This is a genomic window from Pseudomonas sp. ATCC 43928 (genome assembly GCF_005938665.2).
GTDB lineage: Bacteria > Pseudomonadota > Gammaproteobacteria > Pseudomonadales > Pseudomonadaceae > Aquipseudomonas.
In genome coordinates this window covers 3,780,959-3,806,435 of record NZ_CP041753.1, presented here as the reverse complement: position 1 = coordinate 3,806,435, position 25,477 = coordinate 3,780,959, and the positions used below count along the sequence as shown (strand labels likewise).

Below are 25,477 nucleotides of genomic sequence, written 5' to 3'. Positions count from 1 at the left end.
GGTTCATGCGTTTAGTTCAGTTCGAATTGAGTAATGGCGAACGCCGCGTCGGCGTGGTCGAAGACGGTCTGGTGCGTGAAGTGCAGGATGCGCATACGGTGCGGGATCTGGCGCTGGCGGCGATCGAGGCGGGCACCAGTCTTGAGCGACAGGTTCAAACCCTGGGGCTGGGCATCAGCCACAACTATGCCGAGCTGCTGGCCAAGCTACGCATCCTGCCGCCGCTGGATCACCCGGACCCGGCGCATACGCTGGTCAGCGGCACCGGCCTGACTCATTTGGGCAGCGCCTCGGCTCGGGACAAAATGCATCAGCAGGCCGGCGATGAAGCGGCGATGACCGACACCATGCGCATCTTCAAGTGGGGTGTGGAGGGCGGTAAACCTGCAGCCGGCCAGGCCGGCGTGCAACCGGAATGGTTCTACAAGGGCGATGGCAGCATCGTCGTGCGACCGGGCAAGCCTTTCCCGCTACCGCCCTTTGCTGAAGATGCCGGGGAAGAGCCCGAGCTCAGCGGCCTCTATGTCATCGGCCACGACGGCAAACCGTATCGCCTCGGTTTTGCGGTGGGTAACGAGTTCTCCGATCACGTGATGGAACGCAAGAATTACCTTTACCTGGCCCATTCGAAACTGCGCAGTTGCAGCTATGGCCCGGAGCTTCGGGTCGGCGAACTGCCGCAACACCTGGCAGGCACCAGTCGCATCCTGCGCGACGGCGAAGTGCTGTGGCAGAACGAGTTCCTCAGTGGCGAAGCCAACATGTGTCACAGCCTGGAAAACCTCGAGTATCACCATTTCAAGTACAGCCAGTTCCTACGCCCCGGCGACGTGCACATCCACTTCTTTGGCACCGCGACCCTGTCCTTCGCCGATGGCATCCGTACCCGGCCGGGTGATGTGTTCGAGATCAGCCAGGCCGAGTTCGGCGCACCCTTGATCAACGGCATCGCACCGGTTGAAGCAGCGTTCGAACCCGGCACCGTCGGCACACTTTAAGGAGACACCCATGACCCGGATTCTTGGTCACAACTACATTGGCGGTGAGCGCAGCGCTGCCGGCACCGTCAAACTGCAAAGCGTCGATGCCAGCACTGGCGAGGCCTTGCCCCACGATTTCTACCAGGCCACCGTTGCAGAGGTCGACGCCGCCGCGAAGGCTGCTGCCGCCGCTTACCCGGCCTATCGCAGCCTGAGCGCCGAGCGCCGTGCGCAATTTCTGGACACGATTGCCGATGAACTGGACGTCCTTGGCGATGAGTTCGTGGCCGTGGTCTGCCGCGAAACCGCGTTGCCGGCGGCGCGGATTCAAGGTGAGCGTGGGCGCACCAGCGGCCAGATGCGTCTGTTCGCCAAGGTGCTGCGGCGTGGTGATTTCTATGGCGCGCGGATCGATCTGGCGCTGCCGGAACGCCAGCCACTGCCGCGTCCGGACCTGCGTCAGTACCGTATAGGTCTGGGGCCGGTGGCGGTGTTTGGCGCGAGTAACTTTCCGTTGGCGTTTTCCACGGCTGGCGGTGACACCGCTTCGGCCTTGGCCGCCGGCTGCCCGGTGGTGTTCAAGGCCCACAGCGGCCATATGGCAACCGCAGAGTGGGTGGCTGACGCGGTGATTCGCGCCGCTGAAAAAACCGCCATGCCGGCCGGTGTGTTCAACATGATCTACGGCGGTGGAGTAGGGGAAGCGCTGGTCAAGCACCCGGCGATTCAGGCGGTCGGTTTTACCGGTTCACTGAAAGGCGGTCGGGCGCTGTGCGACATGGCCGCGGCACGGCCGCAGCCGATTCCGGTGTTCGCCGAGATGTCGAGCATCAACCCGGTGATCGTGTTACCGCAGGCGCTGGATACTCGTGCTGAAAGCATCGCCCGTGACCTCACGGCTTCAGTGGTGCAGGGCTGCGGGCAGTTCTGTACCAATCCGGGGCTGGTGATCGGCATTCGTTCGCCGCAGTTCAGTGCGTTCGTGCAGCAGGTGGCCGGGCTGATCGGCGATCAGCCGGCGCAAACCATGCTCAACGCCGGCACCTTGAGCAGCTATGGCAAAGGCCTGCACAAGCTTCTTTCGCATCCGAAAATCGAGCACTTGGCCGGTAATCCGCAACAAGGCAATCAGGCGCAGCCGCAATTGTTCAAGGCGGATGTGAGTCTGTTGCTCGATGGCGATGAAGTGCTGCAAGAGGAAGTGTTTGGCCCGACCACGGTGTTTGTTGAAGTGGCGGATCAGGCGCAACTCAGTGCTGCGCTGAACGGCCTGCACGGGCAACTGACGGCAACGATTATCGGTGAGCCGGCGGACTTCGAACGCTTCGGCGAGCTGACGCCCTTGTTGGAGCAGAAGGTCGGGCGGATCTTGCTCAACGGTTATCCGACCGGTGTGGAAGTCTGCGATTCGATGGTCCATGGCGGACCGTATCCAGCGACTTCCGATGCGCGCGGCACTTCGGTGGGCACCCTGGCCATCGACCGTTTCCTGCGCCCGGTGTGCTTCCAGAACTACCCCGATAGCCTGCTGCCGGACGCGTTGAAGAATGGCAATCCTTTGCGCATCCAGCGCCTGGTCGATGGCAAACCATCGCGTGATGCTCTCTAGCCGCCCACAACTGATTGGCTCGGTCCGCTGTAACTGATCGTTCCCACGCTCTGCGTGGGAATGCAACCCGTGACGCTCCGCGTCACATCAACAGCCGAACGCAGAGCGTCCGTTGAGGCATTCCCACGCGGAGCGTGGGAACGATCATTGCGGTGTGATGAGCTATCATTGCCCTTTCCCATTCAAAGATTGACTGCCATGACTGCCGTAAACGACACCTTGCTCAACGCCCTCGAACATTGCGACATGCTGGAGATCGACGGGCTGCACGCTTTCGACTTCTCTCTCGATGAAGACGATAACCTGCACATCGAATGCATGGACGGTCGGGCGCTCAAGCGCTGGGAGTTCAGCATGGCGCAGATCAAGGCGGCGACTTTCGATCCCGATTTGAAGAGCTGGATCATCACCGGTGATTCCGGTGAACACCGTCTGGTGCCTATGGAAGCGTTTGGTGGTCAGGATGACGAGGACGAAACGAATGAGGATGCGTAACTTCTGGCCACTGTTGATCGCCGGCAGCGTCGGTGCTATGGGCGTGCAGGCGGCGCCGGTCGACAACTACGAATTGCTGGTGGGGTCGTACACCGCCGGCCAGAGCCAGGGGATTTATCGCCTTAACTTCGACAGCCGCACCGGGCAGATCGATGCCAAGCCGCTGCAAGTGGTGAAGAGCGCCAACCCGTCCTGGCTGACCGTGTCCAAGGATCAACGTCGCTTGTTCGCGGTCAACGAAAACGGCCCGGGGCAGGCCGATCCGGTAGGGCGCGTCAGCAGTTACGCAATCGATCCGAAAACCCATGAGCTGAGCCTGATCAACCAGATGCAAACCCTGGGCAACGAGCCGACCCATTCGAGCATCAGCGGTGATGCCAGCCATCTGTTTGTCAGCAACTACTCGGTGGCTGAAGACCCGGGTGGTACCCTGGCGGTGTTACCGGTGAGCCCCGATGGCAAGCTGAAACCTGTCGTGCAGATGAGCGGTCATCCGTCCAGCCGGATCGACCCCGAGCGGCAGATGTCGGCGCACGTGCATTCGGCGATCTCTTCGCCGGATGGTCAATACGTGTTTTCCAATGACCTGGGCGCGGACAAGATCTTTATCTATCGCTTCGACCCCAAGGCCAATCCGGAACTGCCGTTGACTGCCGCCAAACCCGCGTCCGTCCCGTTGCCCCCCGGCAGCGGGCCGCGACATTTACTGTTCAGCGCCGATGGCAAGCACGCCTGGCTGACCATGGAAATGAGCGCGCAGGTGGCGGTGTTCGATTACAAGGACGGCCAACTCGAACAAACGCAGTTGGTCGATCTGGCGGCGGGGCTGCCCACATCGGGCAAGGCCGCGGCTGCGCTTCACGCCTCGGTCGATGGCAAGTTCCTTTACGTCAGTAACCGTGGCACCGCCAATCAGTTGCTGGTGTTCGCCATCGACCCGGCAACCGGCCACCTCAAGGAGCTTCAGCGCCGCTCGGTGGACGGCGATCACCCGCGCGAGTTCAGTCTCGACCCGAGCGGCAAATTCGTGCTGATTGCCAACCAGAAGAGCAACCAGATTGTCGTCATCGAGCGTGACGCCAAGACCGGTCTGTTGGGCAAAACCGTGCAAAAACTGCCGATGGATGCCCCGAGCGATCTCAAGTTCCTGCTGCGTCAATAGGCCGCAGGCCCCGGTTGATGGGGCCTGCAACCTTCTATTAATGAGACTGATATCGGCTAATGCTACAAAGCATTTCAAGGCGCCGACCCTCGGGAGTTAAGTTTGCTTCACGGCCCAACCGGGCAAGCAAGCCAACTGAATCGAGGAATACCGCCATGAACTTCAATCTCTTCTCTGTTATCGCCGCTTCCGCTATTTCCGCCACTGTTGCTCTGCCTGCCAGCGCCAACGTTGAAATCAGCGACAAAAAATCCCACACCCAAAGCTACACCCAGAAATACCTGCAACAGAGCGCCAACTTCTACGCCGCGCTGGATCACAAAAACCAACACTGAAATGTCAGCCCTGCACCCTTTATGCAGGAGCGAAGTCACTTGCCGATCGGCCCACAGGCGTCGAAAAGCCCCGAAGTGATGTCGCTCCTGCATAACGCATTTACGACAGCATCATATTGCCATCAATGTATTGCTTGATATCACATAGCCATGTGTTTAAATTTGGCGCTGATTTTTTGACTCCTTCTCTAATAAGGATCGACAGCATGGCAATGCGTCTGGCAGTGGTTCTCCTGTTTCTCTATTCCACCCCGATTCTGTCGGCTGCCCAGCCCGTTCCCAACGAGCCGGACGCGGCCCGTGAGCGCTTGATGAGTTTTATCGAGGACTGAAACACGCTGGGTTAAAGATCAATAAAACTGATAGCTACTATGCATAAAGGTCGCTAGTTATCTTCTGTTTTTTGATCGATTCTGTGGGCACTGAAACATGCCCACGGAGATCACCATGGCCAGCACCATCCTCACTTCTGCCAAACACGGCGCCTACCTGGCCATTGGTCTTTACGTGGCCATGGTGTTGGTCGTCAGCCTTTCGGCTCAATCGCAACACAGCCTTCAAGCACCGATTCAGGTCGCTTATCCCGGTATCCAGTTCGAACACCGCGCTCAACACGCGGTGGTTGATGACGTCGACTTGGCGGGGGTGGCAGGGGCATGAAAGGACGCAGACTCTGGGTCATCGCCTTTCTGGCGTTCATGACCAATGGCGCTTCGTTGTTGGGGATCGGGCAGGGCTCGGCGGGCTCGGTGGCACGGGCCATCGAATGCAACCACAACATCGCCCACAACATCCAGACCGCCAAGGCGCTGGAGTTGCTGGTGGGTAATCCGCCGAGCAAATCCAATGGCGAATTTTTCGGGCCATTCCAGGTGGATTGCTCGGCGTTGGGGATGTGTGAAGTGTTGGCTTGATTCCCTTACCTGCACACACCCACACCTGTAGCAGCTGCCGAAGGCTGCGTTCGGCTGCGAAGCAGTCGTAAAACTAGAGCTTGCGGTGCATCACTCAGACCGCATCAGCCGAGTTTACGACTGCTACGCAGCCGAACGCAGCCTCGCACGCTCGGCAGCTGCTACAAAGGCTGCTTCTGCATCACACCGGTGAACAGATCCGATTCCAGAAAGCGCTGCAACCAGCCCTGCAATCGCACATAAGGCGTTTGCCCGAACCACTCGCGATCCACATGGGCGAATTGCCGCACGAACGGCATCAAGGCGACATCCGCCAGGCTCGGGTGCTCGCCCAGCAAGTAGGCGCGCCCCTCCAGCAATTGATCCAGCTTGCGCAAGAACACCTCGCCCTCGGCGCGATAAAACGTCATTGGCTGCTCAGGATATCGTTCGGCGTATTTGTAGCGATTGAGGTGCACCTTGAACACCTCATCGTTTTCTTCGATCAGCCCGGCGATGTATCGCTGCCCGACAGGGTCATCCTTGAGCAACCAGTCCTGCGGGTCGTTCTGCGCCAGCGCCCAGCGCATGATTTCCAGGCTTTCATCGATCACCCGGCCGTCCACGCTCAGCACCGGCACCGTGCCTTTACTTGACAGTGCGAGCATTTCGGCCGGTTTGGCCTTGAGGCTGACCTCGACGATATTCACCGCAACCCCCGAATAACGCAGGGCCATGCGAGCGCGCATGGCGTAGGGGCAGCGGCGGAACGAATACAGCGTGATCATTTTACCTCCAGGGTACTCAGGCCGTTGCCCTGGCGGTGGACCTGGATCTGCACCGGAATCCGTTCATGCATTTCCTGTACGTGGGAAATCACCGCGACCTTGCGTCCCTGCGCTTGCAGGCCGTCGAGGGCGTCCATGGCCAGTTGCAGGGATTCGGGGTCGAGGCTGCCGAAGCCTTCGTCGATGAACAGCGATTCGATTTTCAGCGTGCTCGATGCCATCGATGCCAAACCGAGCGCCAGCGCCAGCGACACCAGGAACGTCTCGCCACCGGACAGCGAATGCACCGAGCGCAGTTCATCGCCCATCTCGGTGTCCATCACCAATAACCCGAGCATGCTGCCGCCCCGTTTCAGGCGATAGCGCCGCACCAGTTGCCGCAACTGGACGTTGGCGTGATGCACCAGCAGGTCGAGGTTGTAGGCCTGGGCGATTTTGCGGAAGGTGTCGCCGGTGGCCGAACCGATCAGCGCACTCAAGCGCGCCCAGCGCTGGTACTCGGCATAGGCGTCGGCGATCTGCTGCGTCAGCGCCTGATTGGCGTTTTGTCGACGCTGATCTTCGGTTTGTTCAGCACGCAATTCGGCGCAGCGATGCTCGCTGGCGGCGAACAGGTTTTGCAGCTCGGCCAGTGCCGTGGCCAGTTGTCCGGCGTCCAGGTTGCCGTTGTGCTGCGCCTGATGATCGCGCAAGCGCTGATCCCGCTCCTGCAACAGCACCTTGGCTTGCGCGATGTCTTGTTCGCTTTGCTGCAATCGTTGACGCAGCTCGCTGAACTGTTGGTCGTTGACACCGAGCAGCGCTTCCAGCCCACCGTCGTCCAGCTCCGGATGCTGCGCGCGCCAGTCGGCGATCTTGCTGCTCAGCTCGCGGTCTTCGCTTTCCAGGGCTTGCGCACGTTCCTGTTGCGCCTTGAGTTCGGCGGCCAGTTGCACCAGCCCCGTGCGCACGCTTTGCAGTTCCTGATTGGCCGTCGCTTCGGCATTGCGTGCCTGCTCGACGGCCTGATCCAGTTGCTGTTGCCATTGTTCGGCGCTGGCGTGTTCGCCCAGCAGTTGCGTCAGTTTTTCCTGGCAAGCCTGTTGTTGCCCGGCCAACGCGCTGAACTGCTGCTGCGCGGCGTCCAGTTGCTGGGTGCGGGTCTGCTGGCGGTCCTGTTCTTTGTCCAGCGTCTGCTGGCGTTGTTGTTGCTCGCCGAGTTCATCGCGCTGCTGCTCGAGTTGTTGCAGGCGCTGGGCGATCTGCTGGTCAAGCTGCATGAAAGTCGCGGCGGGTTCGTTGCGCAGCGCTTCCAGCGTCTGGGCTGGCAGCAGGCTGCTGAACGCGCTCAGCTCTTCGTCCAGGCGTTGGCGATCGCTGCTCAACTCCCTTTGCTGGTTGAGCAGGTGTTGTGTCGCCTGTTGGTTCGCCGCTTCGGCGCTGCGCAGTTGTTGCGCCAGTCGCGCGGCATCTTGTTGCAGGGTGAGCAGGGCGGTTTGCCGCTGTTCGTCCTGGGTGATGCTCTGGTTCAACTGGCTGCTTTGTTGGGTCAGCCAGGCATCGCGTTTGTCTGCGTCCTGGGCCAACAGTTGAGCAGACAGAGGGTGCGCTTCCAGGCTCGGTGCCAGGCTCTGTTGCTGAGTGGCGAGTTGTTCTTGCTGTTGCAGCAATTCCTTTTGCTGAGCAATCAGGCCACCGACTTCGGCGCGCAGATCGGTGAGTTTTTCCTTGAGCAGGTCAACGGCTTTCTGGGCGTTGGCCTGTTCGTTTTCATCGTGCCGACCGAGGCTTTGCAGCAAGGCTTCGGGCTGATGATAAGGATGGTCCGGGCTGCCACAAACCGGGCACGGCTGATCGTCCAGCAGTTGTGCACGCAGCTCTTCGACGCTGGCACTGCGTGCCAGGCGCTGACGTTCCAGCAGTTCGCGGGTGACGGTCAGGGTCTGTTCGGCAACGGTCAATTCGGCTTTGGTTTTCACGCCGTCCTGGGTCAGACGATCACGCTCTTGCTGAGCGGCGAGTTGGCGCTGCTGCAACTCGGCGCCGCGTTTGTCCAGTTCCTGCTGGCTGGCCCACAGCCGCGTCAGCTCTTCAATGGCCCGCAGTTGTTTGCGGTTGTCCTGTAGCAGGCTGCCGAGGATCTGAATCTGCTCGGCCACCGCTTCAGGTTCGGCGCCGGCCTCTTTGTACAGCAGCTCAAGGCTCTGGCGCTGGGTGGCCAGATCCTCGGCGGCGCGGGTGGCGCTTTGCTCCAGGGCGGCCAGTTCGGACTGGCCCTTGTTCAGGCGATTGCCGATCAGCATCAGTTGTTGCAGACGATCACGGTAGGCGTTCCAGGCATCGCTCAGCGGCGCCAGATGAGTGCTTTTCTCAAGCTCACCGGCAATTTGCCGCAACCGTTCTGCGACTTGTTTCTGCTGGTCAAGCAAGCCCTGAATCGTGCTTTGGCCCTGCGTGCAGGCCAGTTCCGCCTGCTGCTTGAGGTCGGCGCTGAGGCTGGCGTCCTTGACCAGGCGGGCGAGGGTGCTTTGCTCTTCGAAAGCCTGACGCAGCAGTGGCGCGCTGTTGCTGTGTTGGCTCTGCGCTTGGACCAGTGCCGTTTGCGCGGCGCTCAGACTGAGTTCGAGCCTGGCCTGACGCGCGTTCAGTTCAGTCTGCTGTTGAATATGCTGCTGAATCTGCGCCGCCAGCGGTGTGAGCTGGGCGGTCAATTCGGTCTTGCGCGCGAATTGGTGCCGTTGCGGGGCCAATTGCTCCAGACGGGTCAGCTTCAAGCGCTCGCCGGCCAGGCTGTCCCAGTGTTGTTGGGCGGACTGCAGTTGCTCGGAGGCGCTCTGTTGCGCGTCCTGCAACTGACGCAAATCCTTGAGCCAGGTGTGTTGCAGCTCCAATTGCTTGAGCTGCGCCTGCTGGGTCTTGAGTTGCTGCTGCGCGTCATTGAAGCGCTCATCGAGCTCGGCCCGGGCTTCAGGCGACAGTGGCGTGACCCCGGTGGCCTGGTCCTGCAACAGCTTGTGGGCTTCGCGCGCTTCTTTGGTCTTGTCGAAGGCGCGGCGACCGAGGCGGGTGTAGAGCGCGGTGTCGGTGAGCTTTTCCAGCAGTTCGCTACGGTCGTTGTCGTCCGCCTTGAGGAATGCACTGAACTCGCTCTGGGCCAGCAACACGGCGCGGGTGAACTGTTCGAAGTTCAGGCCCAGCGCGGTTTCGAGCTGAGTCTTGTACTCGCCTTTCTGGCTGGCCAGCAGTTGATCCTGATCGATGTCGCGCAGGCTCTGGCGACTGGCTTGCAGCTTGCCGCCGGCCTTCTCCCGAGCGCGATTGGCCTCCCAGCGCGCGCGATAGCGACGACCGTCGATGCCGACGAAATCCACTTCGGCATAACCTTCTCCGGTGCCACGACGCAGCAGGGTCCGCGGGTCGCCGGTGCCGATTTCGCCATCAGCGTCCGGAACCTTGGCATCGCGGCCGGTATTGTTCAGCCGCGGCACGGCGCCAAACAGCGCCAGGCACAGCGCATCGAGCAGGGTGCTTTTGCCGGCGCCGGTCGGCCCGGTAATCGCAAACAGGCCGGCACTGGCCAAGGGTTCGGCGGTGAAGTCGATTTCAAATGGCCCGGCCAGGGAGGCGAGGTTTTTCAGGCGGATCGCGAGGATTTTCATGGTTGTTCGCTCTCCATCTGCACATCTTGCAGCAGCTCGGCGAAGTCCCTGAGCGTTTGCTCGTCGACCTCGCTGCCGTAGTTGTCCTGCCAGGCGCGGCTGAACAGTTCCTGCGGCGTCAGTTGGTCCAGTTCGATCAAGGTGGCGCCGTCCTCGACGCCGTCGCGGCTGCCGTTGCCGGCGTATTCGGCGGCAATCCGCACCAGCCGTACCGCTTTGCCTTGCAGGGCTGTTTCCACTTGATGGCGCAGGTCCGGTTGCGGTTCATCGAGGCGCACCCGCACTTCCAGCCACGGCTGGCGCTGGATGTCGGCGAGCAGGTCAATGTTGGGCAGGTCGGCCAGTTGCAGCAGGATCTCCGCCAGCGGCGCGGGGCCGAGGCGTTGCAGGTTCACTGGTCGGGGAATGAGCTTCGGTTCGACGCTGAGCAGGGTTTCGCCATCCAGTTTGATGTCGAGAATCTGATGCTGATAACCGATCTCGGAGAATGACAGCGGGATCGGCGAGCCGCTGTAGCGGATGCGCTCTTCACCGTTGACCTTCTGCGGCTTGTGCAAATGCCCGAGGGCGACATAGCTGACGCTCGGCCCGAACAGGCTGGCAGGCAGGGCTTCAGCGTTGCCGATGATCAGGCTGCGCTCGGAGTCCTCGGACACCGAACCGCCGGCCATGTGCGCATGGCTGATAGCGATCAGCGCCTGACCCGGCTTGCGCTTGGCGTTCGCCGCTTCAATCAGCCATTCGTGAACCTGGCCGATGCCGCGCAAATAGTTGTCACCCAGCTGCGCGCCGGTCACTTCGGCGGGGCGCAGGAACGGCAGCGCCAGGCACCAGGCAGCGATTGCGCCGCTGGCATCCGGCAACGGCAGCAACAGGCGTTCGGCATCCAGTTGGCCGTCATCCAGCCACAGCACGCGCCCCAGGGCGTGAGTGCGCAAGCGGCGCATCAACGGCGCGGGCAGTTCGATACGCGAGCCGGAGTCGTGGTTGCCGGCGATCATCACGATGGTCAGCAAGGGCTGCTGCTCGTGGGCGCTGACGATGAAATCGTAGAGGCGTTCCTGGGCTTTGACCGGCGGGTTGACCGTGTCGAAGATATCGCCGGCAATCAGCAGCACATCAGGCTGGTCCAGCTTCAGCTGACGCAGCAGCCAGTCGAGAAAACAGGTGTGCTCGAAATCGCGTTCCTGGCCGTGCAGGTTCTGCCCAAGGTGCCAGTCGGAGGTGTGGAACAGACGCAAGGCGTACTCCGCAACAAAATAAGGTGATGGCCGCGGGGGAAATGATGGCGGCTAAAGAGGGGAGAGTTTACTGGCAAATACTTGGGATGGCGCGATGGATCTGATCGAGCCGAAGGCCTGTGGCGAGGGAGCTTGCTCCCGCTGGGCTGCGAAGCAGCCCCAAAACCACACCCCTCATTTCTTCCGGTATGGCGCATCAGCCATTTGCGACTGCTGCGCAGCCGAACGGGACAGTGCGGCGATCCGACAAGCTCCCTCGCCACAAGGTCCAGTGATTATTTGGGATAAAGCGGCGGCAACCCGCTGTCGCCGACCACGCCTTGAAACCCTTCGGCCGTCGGGATCGCCCGGATGGCGCGCCAGAGTTCTTCGCCTTGCCAGTACTGGCCGGTTTCGCTGTAGAGCGCGCCGTTCAGGCCGTCGAGGGCATCGGACAGCGGCACGAAGCGGGCGGCCATGTCGGCCAGGGTTTCCGGTTGTTCGGGCCCAGGCGTCGAGGGCCTGGCGGGTGGCGTGGGTGTCGTTGGCCTGGCAGGCGCGTTTGAGGTCGTCGAGCAGCGTGCGTGGGCTCGGGCCGGTCTGCGCTGCCCGCAGGACTGCCGGTTGCGAGCGGGCGCGCCACCAGAGGCCGAAGCCTAGCAGGGTGGTGCAGGCCAGAATTGCCGTGCTGAGTTTCCACCACCAAAGGGCTTCGTTGCTGGCGCCGGACATCACCAGCGGGCTGCTCGCCGGGGTGTCGACGATCAGGCTCGGATTGCTCGCCACTTGCAGCGTGCGGGCCGGCAGGCTGGTGTGTTCCAGATGATCCTCGAAGGTGTTCCACCAGATTACTTCAACGCTCGGCAAGTCGATGTCGCCGGTGCGGGTCGGCACCAGGGCTTCACGATCCTCGCGACTGCCGACCAAGCCACGCTCTCCGCTCTGGTTGCTCAGCACCGGTTGATCCGGGTAGCGCCGCAGGCCGTTGATCTCGGTGGCGGGCAACGGTGGCAGTTGAGAGCTGGCGAGGCCTTCGGCGCTCAAGGTCAGGCTGCGGGTCAGCGAGTCGCCGACCTGCGCATGATCCGGTTCCGGGCTCCAGCTTTCACTCAGGCTCAGGCTGCGGGCCGGTAGCCAGGGAACATCGGCTGGATAACTGCCGGGCTTGGCCTTGACCGTCAGCGGAATCTCGGTGGAACTGACGCGCATCAATTTGCCCGGTTTTGGCCCCTGGGGCGATCCGTCCTGGGACGGTTGGGCATCGACCAGTGTGGCACTGAACACTTGCGCCGGAATGGTCAATACACCGCTGTGCTGTGGGTAGATCGCGTAGCGCATTTCGATCACGCCGTGGCGCAAACCGTTGATGGCTTTCTCGTAGGTGCGCGACTCGCCCAGTTGTTCGATGCGCGCATCGGGAATCTGCAATGGGGTCAGGCTGCTGTCGTCGTACAGCGACACCGAATGATAAATGCGCAAGGTCAGGATCGCCTGAGCCTGCACATAGACGCTGTTTTGGTCGAGGCTGGCTTCGATGAACACCGGCGCAAGCGTGTTGCTGCTGTCCTGGGTTTCGCTTTCGATCACCTGCACGGTAATCGGTTGGCTCTGCGCCTCGCCCAGTTGCAGTGACGGAATTACCACACTGCCGTTCTGCCGGGGCAGTAGGGTGATGATCCAGCGGGTGGTCGCTTGAGTGTTGCCGTTGAGGGTGTTCGGTTGGTTGACCTGACGGGTACCGCGCACCTCGAACTGCGGCTCCAGCGGAGTCAGGTCGGGTTTGCCGAACTGGGTCACGTCGCTGGATTCCAGAGTCAGTTCGACCGTCTCCCCGGAACTCAGGCGACTGCGATCGACACTGGCGACCAGCTCCGCGGCCTGGGCCTGAACGGTCCACAGAAGCAGTGCAAGCAAGAAGGCGGTGAAGCGGGTCATCGAGTTTTTCCCTGATCCTGATGTTGTTGCTGTTCGTACCAGAATTTGCGCCGGAGCAGTTCGCCGGGGTCATCCGGGATCTTGCGCAGCCATTGCTCCAGCGCCTGTTGCTGTTCGCCTTCGAGCATGTCGCTGGCGGGGCGCCGTGGTGGCGTGGTGCTTTGTTCATCCCCCAATTCGCTGCCCGGAACTTCATTGGCGCCCGATTGCGGTGGTGCCGTGGGCGGCTGCTCGGCGTCCGGCGTGGCCTGTTGGGCATCGGTTTTCGGCTCGCCATCGCTCGGCTGGGTGGCGCTGCCCGGTGGCGGTTCCTGAGGCATGGTTTCGGTTTCGCCCTCGGCGGTTTTGTCCGGCTCGACGGGCGGTGTAGCGGTTTTCTGCTTGAGCAGCGTTTCCACCAGTGCCTTGTTGGTCAGCGCCGGGCGCAGGTCTGGCTGAAGCTCCAGCGCTTGCTCATAAGCATCCAGCGCCGCTTCCAGTTCGCCGCTTTTGGCCAGCGCGTTACCCCGATTGTAGTGGGCGTGGGCGTCGTTGCCTTGGGCAAACCGCTGGGCGGCGCCACTGTAGTCGCCAGCTTCATAGAGCGCCACACCTTGCCATTGCGGGTCTTCGAAATGCTGCGCGGCTTCGGCAGGGCGCTTTTGTTTGAGCAAGTGCAAACCCTGCTGATCGGGCCGCAGCCACAGGTCTTCGAAATCGAAGGCATAACTCGGTTGCGGCAGCAGGAACAGCAGCGGCAAGCAGAACAGCCAGCCGCGACGCCCGGCACAGGCGGCCAGCAATAATAACGGCAGCAGCAGCCAGTAACCCTGATCGGCCCAGGTGTCGAGGCGCAACGTCTGGCCGTCGTGGCGCAGGTCCCGTGGGCCGTCGAGCAGGCCGAGGTCGCGCAGGTCGGCATCGTCCAGGCGTGCCTGGGCGTAACCTCCACCCAGGCCATTGGCAAAGGCTTTCAGGCTGGGGCCGTCCAGATGCGGCACCAGAATCGCGCCCTGATCGTCCTTGAGGAAACTGCCGTCGTCCTGTGCGACCGGCGCACCTTCGGCGGTACCGATGCCGAGCATCAGAAATTGTGTGGACTTGGCGTCCAGCGCCTGACGAATCCCTTGGCGTTCGTGTTCCGTCAGCGACGAACCGATCAGCAGGATTCGCCCCTGGCCAAGGGCTCCCTGATCCAGCAGCGTCAGGGCCTTGGCCACCGCCAGATCGGCGCGATGACCGGCCTGGGGCATCAGCGACGGCTTGAGCGCATCCAAAAGATTGCGGCTGGTCGACAGGTCATCCGACAGTGGCACCAGCGTATGGGCGCTGCCGGCGTAGACGACGATGGCGGTCTGCGCGTCGCTGCGGTTTTGCAGCAGATCCAGCAGTTTGCGCCGGGCCTGTTCCAGCCGGTTTGGCACCACGTCGGCGGCAAGCATTTCCGGGGTCAACTCAAGCAGCACCACCAGCGGGTCAGCGGGTTTCTGGCCGGTTTGCTCAACGCGTTGCCAGCTCGGCCCCAGCAGGGCCAGCACGGTCAGCACCCAGGCCAGGCCCAGGGCGACCCACGGCAGTTTGCTCTCGCGACCGCTGCCACCACTGAGCAACGCGGCATGGAAGGCCGGTGGCAGAATCATTTGCCAGCGACCCGCGCGCTTCTGCCGGTGCCAGAGTTGCCAGAGCAACCAGCCCAGCAACGGCAGCAATAGCAGCCACCAAGGGCGGAACCAGTACGGCCAGAGAGCGATCATCGGCGCCTCCGCAGACGCAGGCGTTTGAGGCGCTGACGCCAGTCGGGCAGTTGCGTATGCAGAAACCGCTCTTTGGTAAACAGCTTCTTGGTAAATAGACGTTGCAACGGGTTATCCGGCCAGCGCTCACGGATCACCAGCAGCATGCTCAACAGCAGCGCCATCGCCAGAGGCCAGTGATACAACGCCTGGGCCGGACGGGCCTGCGTAGGTTGCTGGGCTACTGGTTCCAGTTTGTCGAGGGTGGTCTTGATCGCCTGCAATTCCTGGCCGTCGCGGGCGCGGAAATACTGGCCTCCGGTGGCTTGGGCAATGGCTTTCAAGGCCGGCTCGTCGAGGTCCAGGCTCGGGTTGATGCCCAGGAAGCCCAGGGTGCCGCTTTGTTCCGGGTCGGCGCCAATGCCGATCGGGTAGATTTTTACGCCTTCATTCGCCGCCAGACGTGCGGCGGTCAGCGGATCGATTTCGCCGCCATTGTTGGCGCCGTCGGTGACCAGAATCAGCACGCGGCTTTGTGCCGGGCGTTGGCGCAGGCGTTTGAGGGCCAGGCCGATGGCGTCGCCGATGGCGGTGTTCTTGCCGGCGATGCCGATCCGCGCTTCGTCGAGCCAGACACGCACGGTATGGCGGTCGAAGGTCAGCGGCGCTTGCAGATAGGCCTGGCTGCCGAACAGGATCAAACCGACCCGATCGCCATCGCGACTTTCGAGAAAATCACCGAGCAAATGCTGCACCAGTGACAGTCGGCTGACGTCTTCGTCCTGCCACTGCATGTCGGGGAAGTCCATTGAGCCGGAGACGTCCACCGCCACCAGCAAATCGCGGCCACTGGCGGCAATCGGTAGCGGTTCGCCGAGCCATTGCGGGCGCGCTGCGGCGATCAGCAGCAACAGCCACATCAGAATGAACGGGGCTTGCTGGCGCCAGGTCGGCAGGTTGGCCCGGGCGCGGCGGCGAGCGAGGCCTTCGAGGTCGCTGAGGAAGCTGACCTTGAGCGCCGGTTCGCCACTGTCGGCCACCGGCAACAGCACCCGCATCAGCCACGGTAGCGGCAGCAGGGCGAAAATCCACGGCCAGGCGAACTCAAACATGTTTGCGAATCCAGGTGTCGACGGCTTGAGTCAGGCCGGCGATGGCCTTGTCGTCGAGTTTGCATTCGGGCTTGTAGGCACCTTCCACCAGCACCATCCAGCGCGTGAGGCCGGCAGCCGGGCAGCGGTTATCAAGGAACGCCAGCCATTGGCGGCCGTTGAGGGTGTGGCTCTGGCTGTAGGGGTAATGGTTGCGGCACAGGCGTTTGAGCAAACCGTTGAGTTGCTGCAGCCAGGCACCGGCCGGGGCGCCGTCGTAGGGTTTGGGCATCAGCGCGAGTTCGGCCAGGGCGGCGAGGCGCACCGGGTCCAGCGGTTGTTCAGCGCGCACGACAGGGCGCTTGTCCGGAATGAAGCGTCGCAACTGCCATACGCCGAAACCGATCAGCGGCAGCAACAACAGCAGCAGCAGCCACCAGCCCGGTGCCGGCGGCCAGAAGCCGATCGGTGGCGGGGAAATCAGCGGTTGCAGTTGATCGAGGCTGCTCATCGACCTTTCCCCGGACGTTGTGGGTTCAGGTATTCACGCAATTGCTCGACCATTTCGCTTTGGGTGCTCAACGGCATCAGCAACACCCGCAGCTTCTGCGCCAGCAGCTCCCAGCGGTCAATGCGTGCTTCCGCTTGGGCGCGATAGGCCTGGCGCAGGTCGAAATTCAAGGTGTCGAGTTCCAGTTGCGCGCCGTGTTCGGCAAAACGAAGCAGGCCGGCGGCGGGCAGGGCGTGATCCAGCGGGTCGGACACCGGCAGCAGCAACAGGTCGCAATGGCGCGACAACAGGCTCAGTTGCTGCTCGGCACTGTCGGACAAGGCGCGTTCGTCGCAGATCACAATCACCAGGCTGCCGGGGCGCAGCACTTCCCGGGCGCGGCGCAGGGCTATGCCGAAGGCGTCGCGGTCAGGTTCGCGCTCGGCGTGCAGCGATTGATTGACCCGCACCAGCCGGTTGAGCAGTTGCAGCAGGCTCTGCTTACTGCGTCGCGGCTTGATTTCGTAATGCTCGTTGTCGCCGAACACCAGCCCGCCGACCCGGTCGTTATGCCCCAGCGCGGCCCAGCCAATCAGGCTCGCGGCCTGGGCGGCCAGCACCGACTTGAACATCAACCCGGAGCCGAAAAACAGCCGACGGCTCTGTTCAACCATGATGAAAATCGGTCGTTCGCGCTCCTCATGGAACAGCTTGGTGTGCGGTTCCTGGGTCCGGGCGGTGACGCGCCAGTCGATGCTGCGCACATCATCGCCGGCCTGATAGACCCGCACCTGATCGAAGTCCACCCCGCGCCCGCGCAGTTTGGAGTGGTGCAGGCCGATCAGCGGGCTGCGCTGGCTCGGCGTGGAAAACAGCTGCACTTCGCGCACGCGATGGCGCATCTCGATCAGCTCGGCGAGGCTGATGCGGATGCCTGGCTCGGGCGGCAGAAGGGTGTTCATCGGGGTCAAGCGACGGCTACGACGTCGAGAATCCGCTGGACCACCCGGTCCTGGTCGATGCCAGCGGCTTCGGCTTCAAAGGAAAGAATGATGCGGTGACGCAACACATCGAACAGCACCGCTTGAATGTCTTCCGGGCTGACGAAGTCGCGACCGGCCAGCCAGGCGTGGGCCCGGGCGCAACGGTCGAGGGCGATGGAACCGCGTGGACTGGCGCCGTAGGCGATCCATTCGGCCATTTCCGGGTCGAACTTGGCCGGGATCCGCGTGGCCATGACCAGTTGCACCAGGTATTCCTCCACGGCGTCGGCCATGTACAATCCGAGGATTTCCTTGCGCGCGGCGAAGATCGCCTGCTGGCTGACCCGGCGTTCAGGTTTGGTTTCGCCGTGCAGTGCTTCGCCACGGGCCTGTTGCAGAATCCGTCGTTCGACGGTGGCGTCGGGGAAGCCGATTTTCACGTGCATCAGGAACCGGTCGAGCTGGGCTTCGGGCAACGGGTAGGTGCCTTCCTGCTCGATGGGGTTTTGCGTGGCCATGACCAGAAACAGCGGCGACAGCTCGTAGGTGCTGCGCCCGACGCTGACCTGGCGTTCGCCCATGGCTTCGAGCAGGGCCGACTGGACCTTGGCCGGGGCTCGGTTGATTTCGTCCGCCAGCACCAGGTTATGGAAGATCGGGCCTTGCTGGAACACGAAGCTGCCGGTTTCCGGGCGATAGATTTCCGTGCCGGTGATGTCGGCCGGCAGCAGGTCGGGGGTGAACTGGATGCGATGGAACTGTGCTTCGATGCCTTCGGCGAGTTCTTTGATGGCCTTGGTCTTGGCCAGCCCCGGGGCGCCCTCGACCAGCATGTGACCGTCGGCGAGCAAGGCGATGAGCAAGCGCTCAATGAGTTTTTCCTGGCCGAGAATCTGCGTTGAAAGAAAGGTTCGCAGCGCGAGCAGCGCTTCACGATGTTCCATCGATGACTGTTCCTGGAAAGGGTGACCGAAGACGTTCGAATAACGCCAGGGCTGGGGGCGTTACTTTAATCCATCGCGGGGGGCGCCGACTAACGGCATTTTGTAGAAATGTGCGGATTAACGCTCGTTCCCACGCTCTGCGTGGGAATGCATCACCGGACGCTCTGCGTCCCGCTTTAAAATCGTGACGCAGAGCGTCACAGGCTGCATCCCCACGCAGAGCGTGGGAACGATCACTAAACCGCCATCAGATTTCGCTGATGTAAGTACCAATCCCATTGAGGATGTTCTGCAAGGTTTCTTCCACCTCAGCCAGATCGCTGGCATCGGTACTGTGCAGGATTTCCAGCGAATCATTGCCACCCAGCGCATCGGCGTCCACGGCGGCGATTTCGATCAGCAGACGGTCAGGGCTGAGGGTGACTTTCACGCCATCCAGGGCCGAAGGCTTGTCGTGGAAGATGATCTCCAGCTCGTCCTCGTCCGGAAAGCGGCTCATCAGGAACATTTCGCCCTCGGCACTGGTGCAGCAGAGCATGGCCAGATTGTCTTCTTCGTCATCGCACGGGTTGACGATCAAGAGGTCGGTTGTGATTTGCATGGGAAAAATCCTGGCTCGGCGAGCGTTGTGAACACAACAAACGGCAATTCTGCCAGCCCTCGGGAATTTCTGCTTGGCTGAGTGTCTGAGGATGTGTCGTGAACATCCGATGCATCTCGAGTCATTTCTGGTACGAAGGTGCCGTAAAACCGGGCATAAAACGCCCATTTTTCTGCACGGCTGCTAGTGTTGTTCGAGGCGCATGCCACGAGTTACGTGCCGATGACCGAATATGTCGCAGCGCTGCAAGCACGGCCCTTGCCGCACTGGTTAAGCTGCGCAACGGATGAGCACCCGTAAAGGCATTGACGATGGCTGCGATGGTAGCCCCGCCAGTCGTTTTTGCAGATGCCCATTCAATGGAAGGTGAATGTGACCTGAGTGTCTCGTCCAGCTTCACCCAACTGTCGTCCTGTTTCCTCTGCCCGAGAATCAGGAACAGGGTGACGGATTGCCCCGAAAGGGGTTTGCACGCGACGCTTCCATCAATAACAAGCCCAAGCGGAGTACCACAGATGGCGTTCTTCACCGCAGCCAGCAAAGCCGACTTCCAGCACCAACTGCAAGCGGCACTGGCGCAGCACATCAGTGAACAGGCACTGCCACAAGTGGCGCTGTTCGCCGAACAATTTTTCGGCATCATTTCCCTCGACGAGCTGACCCAACGTCGGTTGTCCGACCTCGCCGGTTGCACCCTTTCTGCATGGCGCCTGCTTGAGCGCTTCGATCACGCTCAATCGCAAGTGCGTGTCTACAACCCCGATTACGAACGCCACGGCTGGCAGTCGACCCACACCGCGGTCGAAGTGCTGCACCACGATCTGCCATTCCTGGTGGATTCGGTGCGTACCGAGCTGAACCGTCGCGGCTACAGCATTCATACCCTGCAAACCACTGTGCTGAGCGTGCGTCGCGGCAGCAAGGGTGAGCTGTTGGAAATCCTGCCGAAAGGCACCCAGGGTGAAGGCATTCTGCAAGAATCGCTGATGTACCTGGAAATCGACCGTTGCGCCAACACGGCCGAATTGAATGTCCTGACCAAAGAGCTGGAGCAGGTTCTCGGTGAAGTCCGCGTTGCGGTCGCCGATTTCGAACCGATGAAAGCCAAGGTCCAGGAGCTGATCGAAGGCATCGACAATAGCCAGTTCGCCATCGACGCCGAAGAAAAATCCGAAATCAAGAGCTTCCTGGAATGGCTGGTGGGCAACCACTTCACCTTCCTGGGCTACGAAGAGTTCGTGGTGGGCGAGGATCAGAACGGCGGTCACATCGACTATGACCAGAGCTCGTTCCTCGGCCTGACCAAGCTGCTGCGCGCCGGCCTGACCGTCGATGACCTGCGCATCGAAGACTACGCCGTCAACTATCTGCGTGAACCGACGCCGCTGTCGTTCGCCAAGGCGGCACACCCAAGCCGTGTCCACCGTCCGGCCTACCCGGACTACGTGTCGATCCGCCAGATCGATGCCAACGGCAAGGTCATCAAGGAATGCCGCTTCATGGGCCTGTACACCTCGTCGGTGTATGGCGAAAGCGTGCGGGTCATTCCTTACATCCGTCGCAAGGTCGAGATCATCGAGCAGCGCTCGGGCTTCCAGGCCAAGGCTCACTTGGGCAAGGAACTGGCCCAGGTACTTGAAGTGTTGCCTCGCGATGACCTGTTCCAGACGCCGGTGGATGAGTTGTTCGCCACCGTGATGTCGATCGTGCAGATCCAGGAACGCAACAAGATCCGCGTATTCCTGCGCAAAGACCCGTACGGTCGTTTCTGCTACTGCCTGGCCTATGTGCCGCGTGACATCTACTCCACCGAAGTGCGCCAGAAGATCCAGCAAGTGCTGATGGATCGTCTGAAAGCCTCTGACTGCGAGTTCTGGACCTTCTTCTCCGAATCCGTGCTGGCCCGTGTGCAGCTGATTCTGCGGGTCGACCCGAAGAACCGTCTGGACATCGACCCGGTTCTGCTGGAAAAAGAAGTGGTGCAGGCCTGCCGCAGCTGGCAGGACGACTACGCCAGCCTGGTGGTCGAGAGCTTCGGCGAAGCCCAGGGCACCAACGTGCTGGCCGACTTCCCGAAAGGCTTCCCGGCTGGTTACCGCGAGCGCTTCGCCGCCCACTCGGCTGTGGTCGACATGCAGCACCTGCTGAGCCTGAGCGAAAAGAATCCGCTGGTGATGAGCTTCTATCAGCCGCTGGGTCAGGTATCGGGCCAACGTGAGCTGCACTGCAAGCTGTATCACGCCGACACGCCGCTGGCGTTGTCCGATGTGTTGCCGATCCTGGAAAACCTCGGCCTGCGCGTACTGGGTGAATTCCCGTATCGCCTGCGCCACAACAGCGGTCGCGAGTTCTGGATCCACGACTTTGCGTTCACGGCTGCCGAAGGCCTGGAACTCGACATCCAGCAACTCAACGACACCTTGCAGGACGCTTTCGTCCACATCGTGCGTGGCGATGCCGAGAACGATGCGTTCAACCGTCTGGTACTGACCGCCGGCCTGCCATGGCGCGACGTGGCGCTGCTGCGCGCCTATGCCCGTTACATGAAGCAGATCCGTCTGGGCTTCGACCTGGGTTACATCGCCAGCACCCTGAACAACCACACCGACATCGCTCGCGAGTTGACCCGGTTGTTCAAAACCCGTTTCTACCTGGCGCGCAAGCTGGCCAGTGACGACCTGGAAGACAAGCAACAACGCCTGGAACACGCGATTCTGAGCGCACTGGACGATGTTCAGGTGCTCAACGAAGACCGCATCCTGCGTCGTTACCTGGACCTGATCAAGGCGACCCTGCGGACCAACTTCTACCAGACCGATGCTCACGGTCAGAACAAGTCCTACTTCAGCTTCAAGTTCAACCCGCACCAGATTCCAGAGCTGCCGAAGCCGGTTCCGAAGTTTGAAATCTTCGTTTACTCGCCGCGCGTCGAAGGCGTGCACCTGCGCTTCGGCAACGTGGCTCGCGGCGGTCTGCGCTGGTCCGACCGTGAAGAAGACTTCCGCACCGAAGTCCTGGGCCTGGTAAAAGCCCAGCAAGTGAAGAACTCGGTCATCGTGCCGGTGGGTGCGAAGGGTGGCTTCCTGCCGCGTCGCCTGCCACTGGGCGGCAGCCGTGACGAGATCGCGGCCGAGGGCATCGCCTGCTACCGCATCTTCATCTCGGGCCTGTTGGACATCACCGACAACCTGAAAGACGGTGCGCTGGTGCCACCGGCCAACGTCGTGCGCCATGACGACGATGACCCGTACCTGGTGGTGGCGGCGGACAAGGGCACTGCGACCTTCTCCGACATCGCCAACGGTATCGCCATCGACTACGGCTTCTGGCTCGGCGACGCGTTCGCATCTGGCGGTTCCGCCGGTTACGACCACAAGAAAATGGGTATCACCGCCAAGGGCGCGTGGGTCGGCGTACAACGCCACTTCCGCGAACGCGGTATCAACGTCCAGGAAGACAGCATCACCGTGGTAGGCGTCGGCGACATGGCCGGTGACGTGTTCGGTAACGGCTTGCTGATGTCCGACAAGCTGCAACTGGTCGCAGCCTTCAACCACCTGCACATCTTCATCGACCCGAACCCGGAGCCTGCCAGCAGCTTCGCCGAGCGTCAGCGCCTGTTCGACCTGCCGCGTTCGGCCTGGTCGGATTACGACACCAGCATCATGTCCGAAGGCGGCGGTATCTTCTCCCGTAGCGCGAAGAGCATTGCCATCTCCGAGCAGATGAAAGAGCGCTTCGACATTCAGGCCGACAAGCTGACCCCGACCGAACTGCTCAATGCCTTGCTCAAGGCACCGGTAGACCTGTTGTGGAACGGCGGTATCGGCACGTACGTCAAAGCCAGCAGCGAAAGCCACGCCGATGTCGGCGACAAGGCCAACGATGCACTGCGCGTGAACGGTAACGAACTGCGCTGCAAGGTTGTGGGCGAGGGCGGTAACCTCGGTATGACCCAACTGGGTCGCGTCGAGTTCGGCCTCAATGGCGGCGGTTCCAACACCGACTTCATTGACAACGCCGGTGGCGTGGACTGCTCCGACCACGAAGTGAACATCAAGATCCTGCTGAACGAAGTGGTTCAGGCCGGCGACATGACCGACAAGCAGCGTAACCAGTTGCTGGCGAGCATGACCGACGAAGTCGGTGGCCTGGTGTTGGGCAACAACTACAAGCAGACCCAGGCATTGTCGCTGGCGGCCCGTCGTGCCTTGCCACGGATCGCTGAATACAAGCGCCTGATGAACGATTTGGAAGCCCGTGGCAAGCTGGATCGCGCCATCGAGTTCCTGCCGTCGGAAGACGCGATCAACGAGCGCGTCGCGGCAGGCCATGGCCTGACCCGTGCCGAGCTGTCGGTGCTGATCTCCTACAGCAAGATCGACCTCAAGGAGCAGTTGCTGGGCTCCCTGGTGCCGGACGACGACTACCTGACCCGCGACATGGAAACCGCTTTCCCGCCGACGCTGGTCAGCAAGTTCTCTGCCGCCATGCGCCGTCACCGCCTGAAGCGCGAAATCGTCAGCACCCAGATCGCCAACGATCTGGTCAACCACATGGGCATCACCTTCGTTCAACGGCTCAAAGAGTCGACCGGCATGAGCCCGGCGAACGTGGCCGGTGCGTATGTGATCGTGCGTGACATTTTCCACCTCCCGCACTGGTTCCGTCAGATCGAAGCCCTGGATTATCAGGTCTCGGCCGACGTACAACTGGAGCTGATGGACGAGCTGATGCGTCTGGGCCGTCGCGCTACGCGCTGGTTCCTGCGTGCCCGCCGCAACGAGCAGAACGCCGCCCGTGACGTCGCGCATTTCGGTCCGCACCTGAAGGAGTTGGGCCTCAAGCTTGACGAACTGCTCAGTGGCGAGATTCGCGACACCTGGCAAGCTCGCTATCAGGCGTACGTCGAAGCCGGTGTGCCGGAGTTGCTGGCACGCATGGTGGCTGGCACCACGCACCTGTACACCCTGCTGCCGATCATCGAGGCTTCCGACGTGACCGGCCAGGACCCGGCGGATGTGGCCAAGGCTTACTTCGCCGTGGGCAGTGCGCTGGACATCACCTGGTACCTGCAACAGATCAGCGCCCTGCCGGTTGAAAACAACTGGCAAGCCCTGGCCCGTGAAGCGTTCCGCGATGACGTCGACTGGCAACAACGTGCGATCACCATCTCGGTCCTGCAACAGGGCGACGGCACCCAGGACGTGGAAACACGCCTGGAGCTGTGGATGGAGCAGAACGAAGGCATGATCGAACGCTGGCGCGCCATGCTGGTGGAAATCCGTGCCGCCAGCGGCACTGATTACGCCATGTACGCGGTGGCCAACCGTGAATTGCTGGATGTCGCGTTGAGCGGTCAAACGGTAGTACCTGCCGTTATCACCGCTACTGCGGGTGCCGAGCTGGAACCGGCTGCCTGATTGAGCGTTGAATGAAAAAGCCCCGTCTCGAGAGAGACGGGGCTTTTTTTTGCCTGACGGTTTTTTTTGGGGGGGGGCTGGTCGGGCCTCTTCGCCTCAGCGATCAGTTCTGCAAAGGAATCAACACTTTCTCATCCGGGGCCAACACCATGAACACCAACAGCTTGGCGGGTTGGGTGGCGCTGGCATTTTTCGAGACCAGATGTTCCGAACCGGCCGGTTCGTACCAGAATTCGCCAGCCTTGTAGGTGGTCGCTTTTTCGCCTTTGACTTGAGAGGTGATCTCCCCTGACAGCACGTAGGCCATGGCCGTACCCTGGTGTTTATGGGCAATGGAAGATTGGCCCGGCTGGTAATCGACTTCGATCATCAAGGCTTTTTTGCCAGGTGCGTTTTTTAGCATCTGGTCCTGCAGAATGGTGACGTTTTCCGAAGGGGCGGCGGTTTTGTCGGCGAATGCCGAGGCTGAAACGCTCAGGGCCAGGGCGGTGAGAGAGGCGGCAAAAAAACGAAGTGCATTCATGGTGGATTACCTGTGGTGGTGAGTCGTCAGGGACCACGGTAAGCCGCGCCGTCGGGCAATCAAACGGCCAATTTTCCGGAAGGTGAGGGGACCAATCACGAGTGCGAAGAGCTAAAGGGTGATGAACTGTGGCGAGGGAGCTTGCTCCCGTTGGGCTGCGCAGCGGCCCCAAAACCGGTGGGCGCAAAGGGCCAGACAGACTGCGTTCGCTGGGTTTACGTCTGCTGCGCAGACGAGCGGGACGGTGCGGCGATCTGACAAGCACCCTCGCCACAGGTGTTTGTCAGACGATAGGAAAGCTGTTGAAGTCGACGGCATTGGCCAGTCGGCTGTCGATCAGGCCGATAAAGCCTTGCACTTCGGGGCGATTGAAATGCGCTTGCATGGCCGCTTCCGATTGCCAGCGGGCGCTGACCGTCCAGCGGGTGTCGTCTTCGGGGCAGCGGTCGACCATATAGCCGTCACAGCCCGGAAGTTCGCGCAGGGTGTCGACAATCTTTTGCAGTTGTTTGCCCAGTTCGTCCGAGCGACCGGCGGCAGCTCGTATCTTTACGGTGTTGAACACTTGGTTGGACATTACTCACACTCCTGAATCAGGCCGGACGAATCCTGCTCATTGAGGGATAACGCTCATGCAGGATAGGCCTGCCCCCTT

21 protein-coding genes and 1 pseudogene are annotated in these 25,477 nt (G+C 61.5%); 9 read left to right on the top strand and 13 right to left on the bottom strand.

Features of this window, described 5'->3' with window-relative positions:
* Nucleotides 1–5: 5 nt before the first annotated feature.
* From araD1 to FFH90_RS17270, 8 genes are all read left to right on the top strand, one after another.
* Complete coding sequence (gene araD1 / locus FFH90_RS17300; protein WP_111453546.1) at nt 6–998, top strand: AraD1 family protein; 993 nt, start codon at nt 6–8, stop codon at nt 996–998.
* A gap of 10 nt (nt 999–1,008) precedes the next feature.
* Complete coding sequence (locus FFH90_RS17295) at nt 1,009–2,589, top strand: aldehyde dehydrogenase (NADP(+)) (protein WP_138867715.1); 1,581 nt, start codon at nt 1,009–1,011, stop codon at nt 2,587–2,589.
* Nucleotides 2,590–2,787: 198 nt separating this feature from the next.
* The gene (locus FFH90_RS17290; protein ID WP_018926173.1) at nt 2,788–3,084 is read left to right on the top strand and encodes a DUF5629 family protein; all 297 of its coding nucleotides are present in this window, start codon (nt 2,788–2,790) and stop codon (nt 3,082–3,084) included.
* Nucleotides 3,077–4,246 carry a lactonase family protein gene (locus tag FFH90_RS17285; RefSeq protein ID WP_138867979.1) on the top strand — a complete coding sequence of 390 codons (1,170 nt, stop codon included), beginning with the start codon at nt 3,077–3,079 and terminating at the stop codon, nt 4,244–4,246. Before FFH90_RS17290 ends, FFH90_RS17285 begins: the two co-directional genes overlap by 8 nt.
* 155 nt (nt 4,247–4,401) lie before the next feature.
* Nucleotides 4,402–4,581, top strand: coding sequence for a hypothetical protein (locus FFH90_RS17280; protein ID WP_018926171.1), 180 nt, complete (start codon nt 4,402–4,404; stop codon nt 4,579–4,581).
* 206 nt (nt 4,582–4,787) lie between these two features.
* On the top strand, nt 4,788–4,913 hold the full coding sequence (locus tag FFH90_RS30385; protein WP_007901166.1) for a hypothetical protein: 126 nt from the start codon (nt 4,788–4,790) through the stop codon (nt 4,911–4,913).
* Nucleotides 4,914–5,028: 115 nt separating this feature from the next.
* The gene (locus tag FFH90_RS17275; protein ID WP_018926170.1) at nt 5,029–5,241 is read left to right on the top strand and encodes a hypothetical protein; all 213 of its coding nucleotides are present in this window, start codon (nt 5,029–5,031) and stop codon (nt 5,239–5,241) included.
* On the top strand, nt 5,238–5,495 hold the full coding sequence (locus FFH90_RS17270; protein ID WP_018926169.1) for a hypothetical protein: 258 nt from the start codon (nt 5,238–5,240) through the stop codon (nt 5,493–5,495). Before FFH90_RS17275 ends, FFH90_RS17270 begins: the two co-directional genes overlap by 4 nt.
* A 161-nt stretch (nt 5,496–5,656) precedes the next feature.
* Here FFH90_RS17270 and FFH90_RS17265 read toward each other — a convergent pair whose 3' ends face one another.
* From FFH90_RS17265 to FFH90_RS17215, 11 genes and pseudogenes are all read right to left on the bottom strand, one after another.
* Nucleotides 5,657–6,262 carry a glutathione S-transferase gene (locus FFH90_RS17265; protein WP_111453549.1) on the bottom strand — a complete coding sequence of 202 codons (606 nt, stop codon included), beginning with the start codon at nt 6,260–6,262 and terminating at the stop codon, nt 5,657–5,659.
* On the bottom strand, nt 6,259–9,900 hold the full coding sequence (locus FFH90_RS17260) for an AAA family ATPase (RefSeq protein ID WP_138867714.1): 3,642 nt from the start codon (nt 9,898–9,900) through the stop codon (nt 6,259–6,261). The genes FFH90_RS17265 and FFH90_RS17260 overlap by 4 nt, the downstream gene beginning before the upstream one ends.
* Entirely contained in the window at nt 9,897–11,141 is a 1,245-nt protein-coding gene (locus tag FFH90_RS17255) for an exonuclease SbcCD subunit D C-terminal domain-containing protein (protein WP_138867713.1), read from the bottom strand. The genes FFH90_RS17260 and FFH90_RS17255 overlap by 4 nt, the downstream gene beginning before the upstream one ends.
* Before the next feature lie 275 nt (nt 11,142–11,416).
* Nucleotides 11,417–13,055 (bottom strand): annotated as a pseudogene (locus tag FFH90_RS17250) (BatD family protein).
* Complete coding sequence (locus FFH90_RS17245) at nt 13,052–14,788, bottom strand: VWA domain-containing protein (protein ID WP_138867711.1); 1,737 nt, start codon at nt 14,786–14,788, stop codon at nt 13,052–13,054. The pseudogene FFH90_RS17250 and the gene FFH90_RS17245 overlap by 4 nt, the downstream one beginning before the upstream one ends.
* Complete coding sequence (locus FFH90_RS17240) at nt 14,785–15,879, bottom strand: VWA domain-containing protein (RefSeq protein ID WP_064618194.1); 1,095 nt, start codon at nt 15,877–15,879, stop codon at nt 14,785–14,787. The genes FFH90_RS17245 and FFH90_RS17240 overlap by 4 nt, the downstream gene beginning before the upstream one ends.
* On the bottom strand, nt 15,872–16,369 hold the full coding sequence (locus FFH90_RS17235) for a DUF4381 domain-containing protein (RefSeq protein WP_138867710.1): 498 nt from the start codon (nt 16,367–16,369) through the stop codon (nt 15,872–15,874). The genes FFH90_RS17240 and FFH90_RS17235 overlap by 8 nt, the downstream gene beginning before the upstream one ends.
* Nucleotides 16,366–17,310 (bottom strand): DUF58 domain-containing protein, encoded by a 945-nt coding sequence (locus FFH90_RS17230; protein WP_086946141.1) that lies wholly within the window; start codon nt 17,308–17,310, stop codon nt 16,366–16,368. Before FFH90_RS17230 ends, FFH90_RS17235 begins: the two co-directional genes overlap by 4 nt.
* A gap of 5 nt (nt 17,311–17,315) precedes the next feature.
* Nucleotides 17,316–18,275: a MoxR family ATPase gene (locus tag FFH90_RS17225; protein WP_007941298.1), complete on the bottom strand. Its 960-nt coding sequence runs from the start codon at nt 18,273–18,275 to the stop codon at nt 17,316–17,318.
* Nucleotides 18,276–18,522: 247 nt separating this feature from the next.
* Nucleotides 18,523–18,876 carry a hypothetical protein gene (locus FFH90_RS17220; RefSeq protein ID WP_086946140.1) on the bottom strand — a complete coding sequence of 118 codons (354 nt, stop codon included), beginning with the start codon at nt 18,874–18,876 and terminating at the stop codon, nt 18,523–18,525.
* A gap of 121 nt (nt 18,877–18,997) precedes the next feature.
* Entirely contained in the window at nt 18,998–19,417 is a 420-nt protein-coding gene (locus tag FFH90_RS17215) for a hypothetical protein (RefSeq protein WP_138867709.1), read from the bottom strand.
* Between FFH90_RS17215 and FFH90_RS17210 the strand changes: the two genes are divergently transcribed.
* The gene (locus FFH90_RS17210) at nt 19,392–24,299 is read left to right on the top strand and encodes an NAD-glutamate dehydrogenase (protein ID WP_018926160.1); all 4,908 of its coding nucleotides are present in this window, start codon (nt 19,392–19,394) and stop codon (nt 24,297–24,299) included. The genes FFH90_RS17215 and FFH90_RS17210 overlap by 26 nt on opposite strands.
* Before the next feature lie 103 nt (nt 24,300–24,402).
* On the opposite strand, the gene FFH90_RS17205 is transcribed toward FFH90_RS17210, so the two are convergent.
* On the bottom strand, nt 24,403–24,822 hold the full coding sequence (locus FFH90_RS17205) for a cupin domain-containing protein (RefSeq protein ID WP_138867708.1): 420 nt from the start codon (nt 24,820–24,822) through the stop codon (nt 24,403–24,405).
* Between the two features lie 283 nt (nt 24,823–25,105).
* Complete coding sequence (locus FFH90_RS17200) at nt 25,106–25,399, bottom strand: putative quinol monooxygenase (protein WP_018926158.1); 294 nt, start codon at nt 25,397–25,399, stop codon at nt 25,106–25,108.
* Nucleotides 25,400–25,477: the final 78 nt, after the last annotated feature.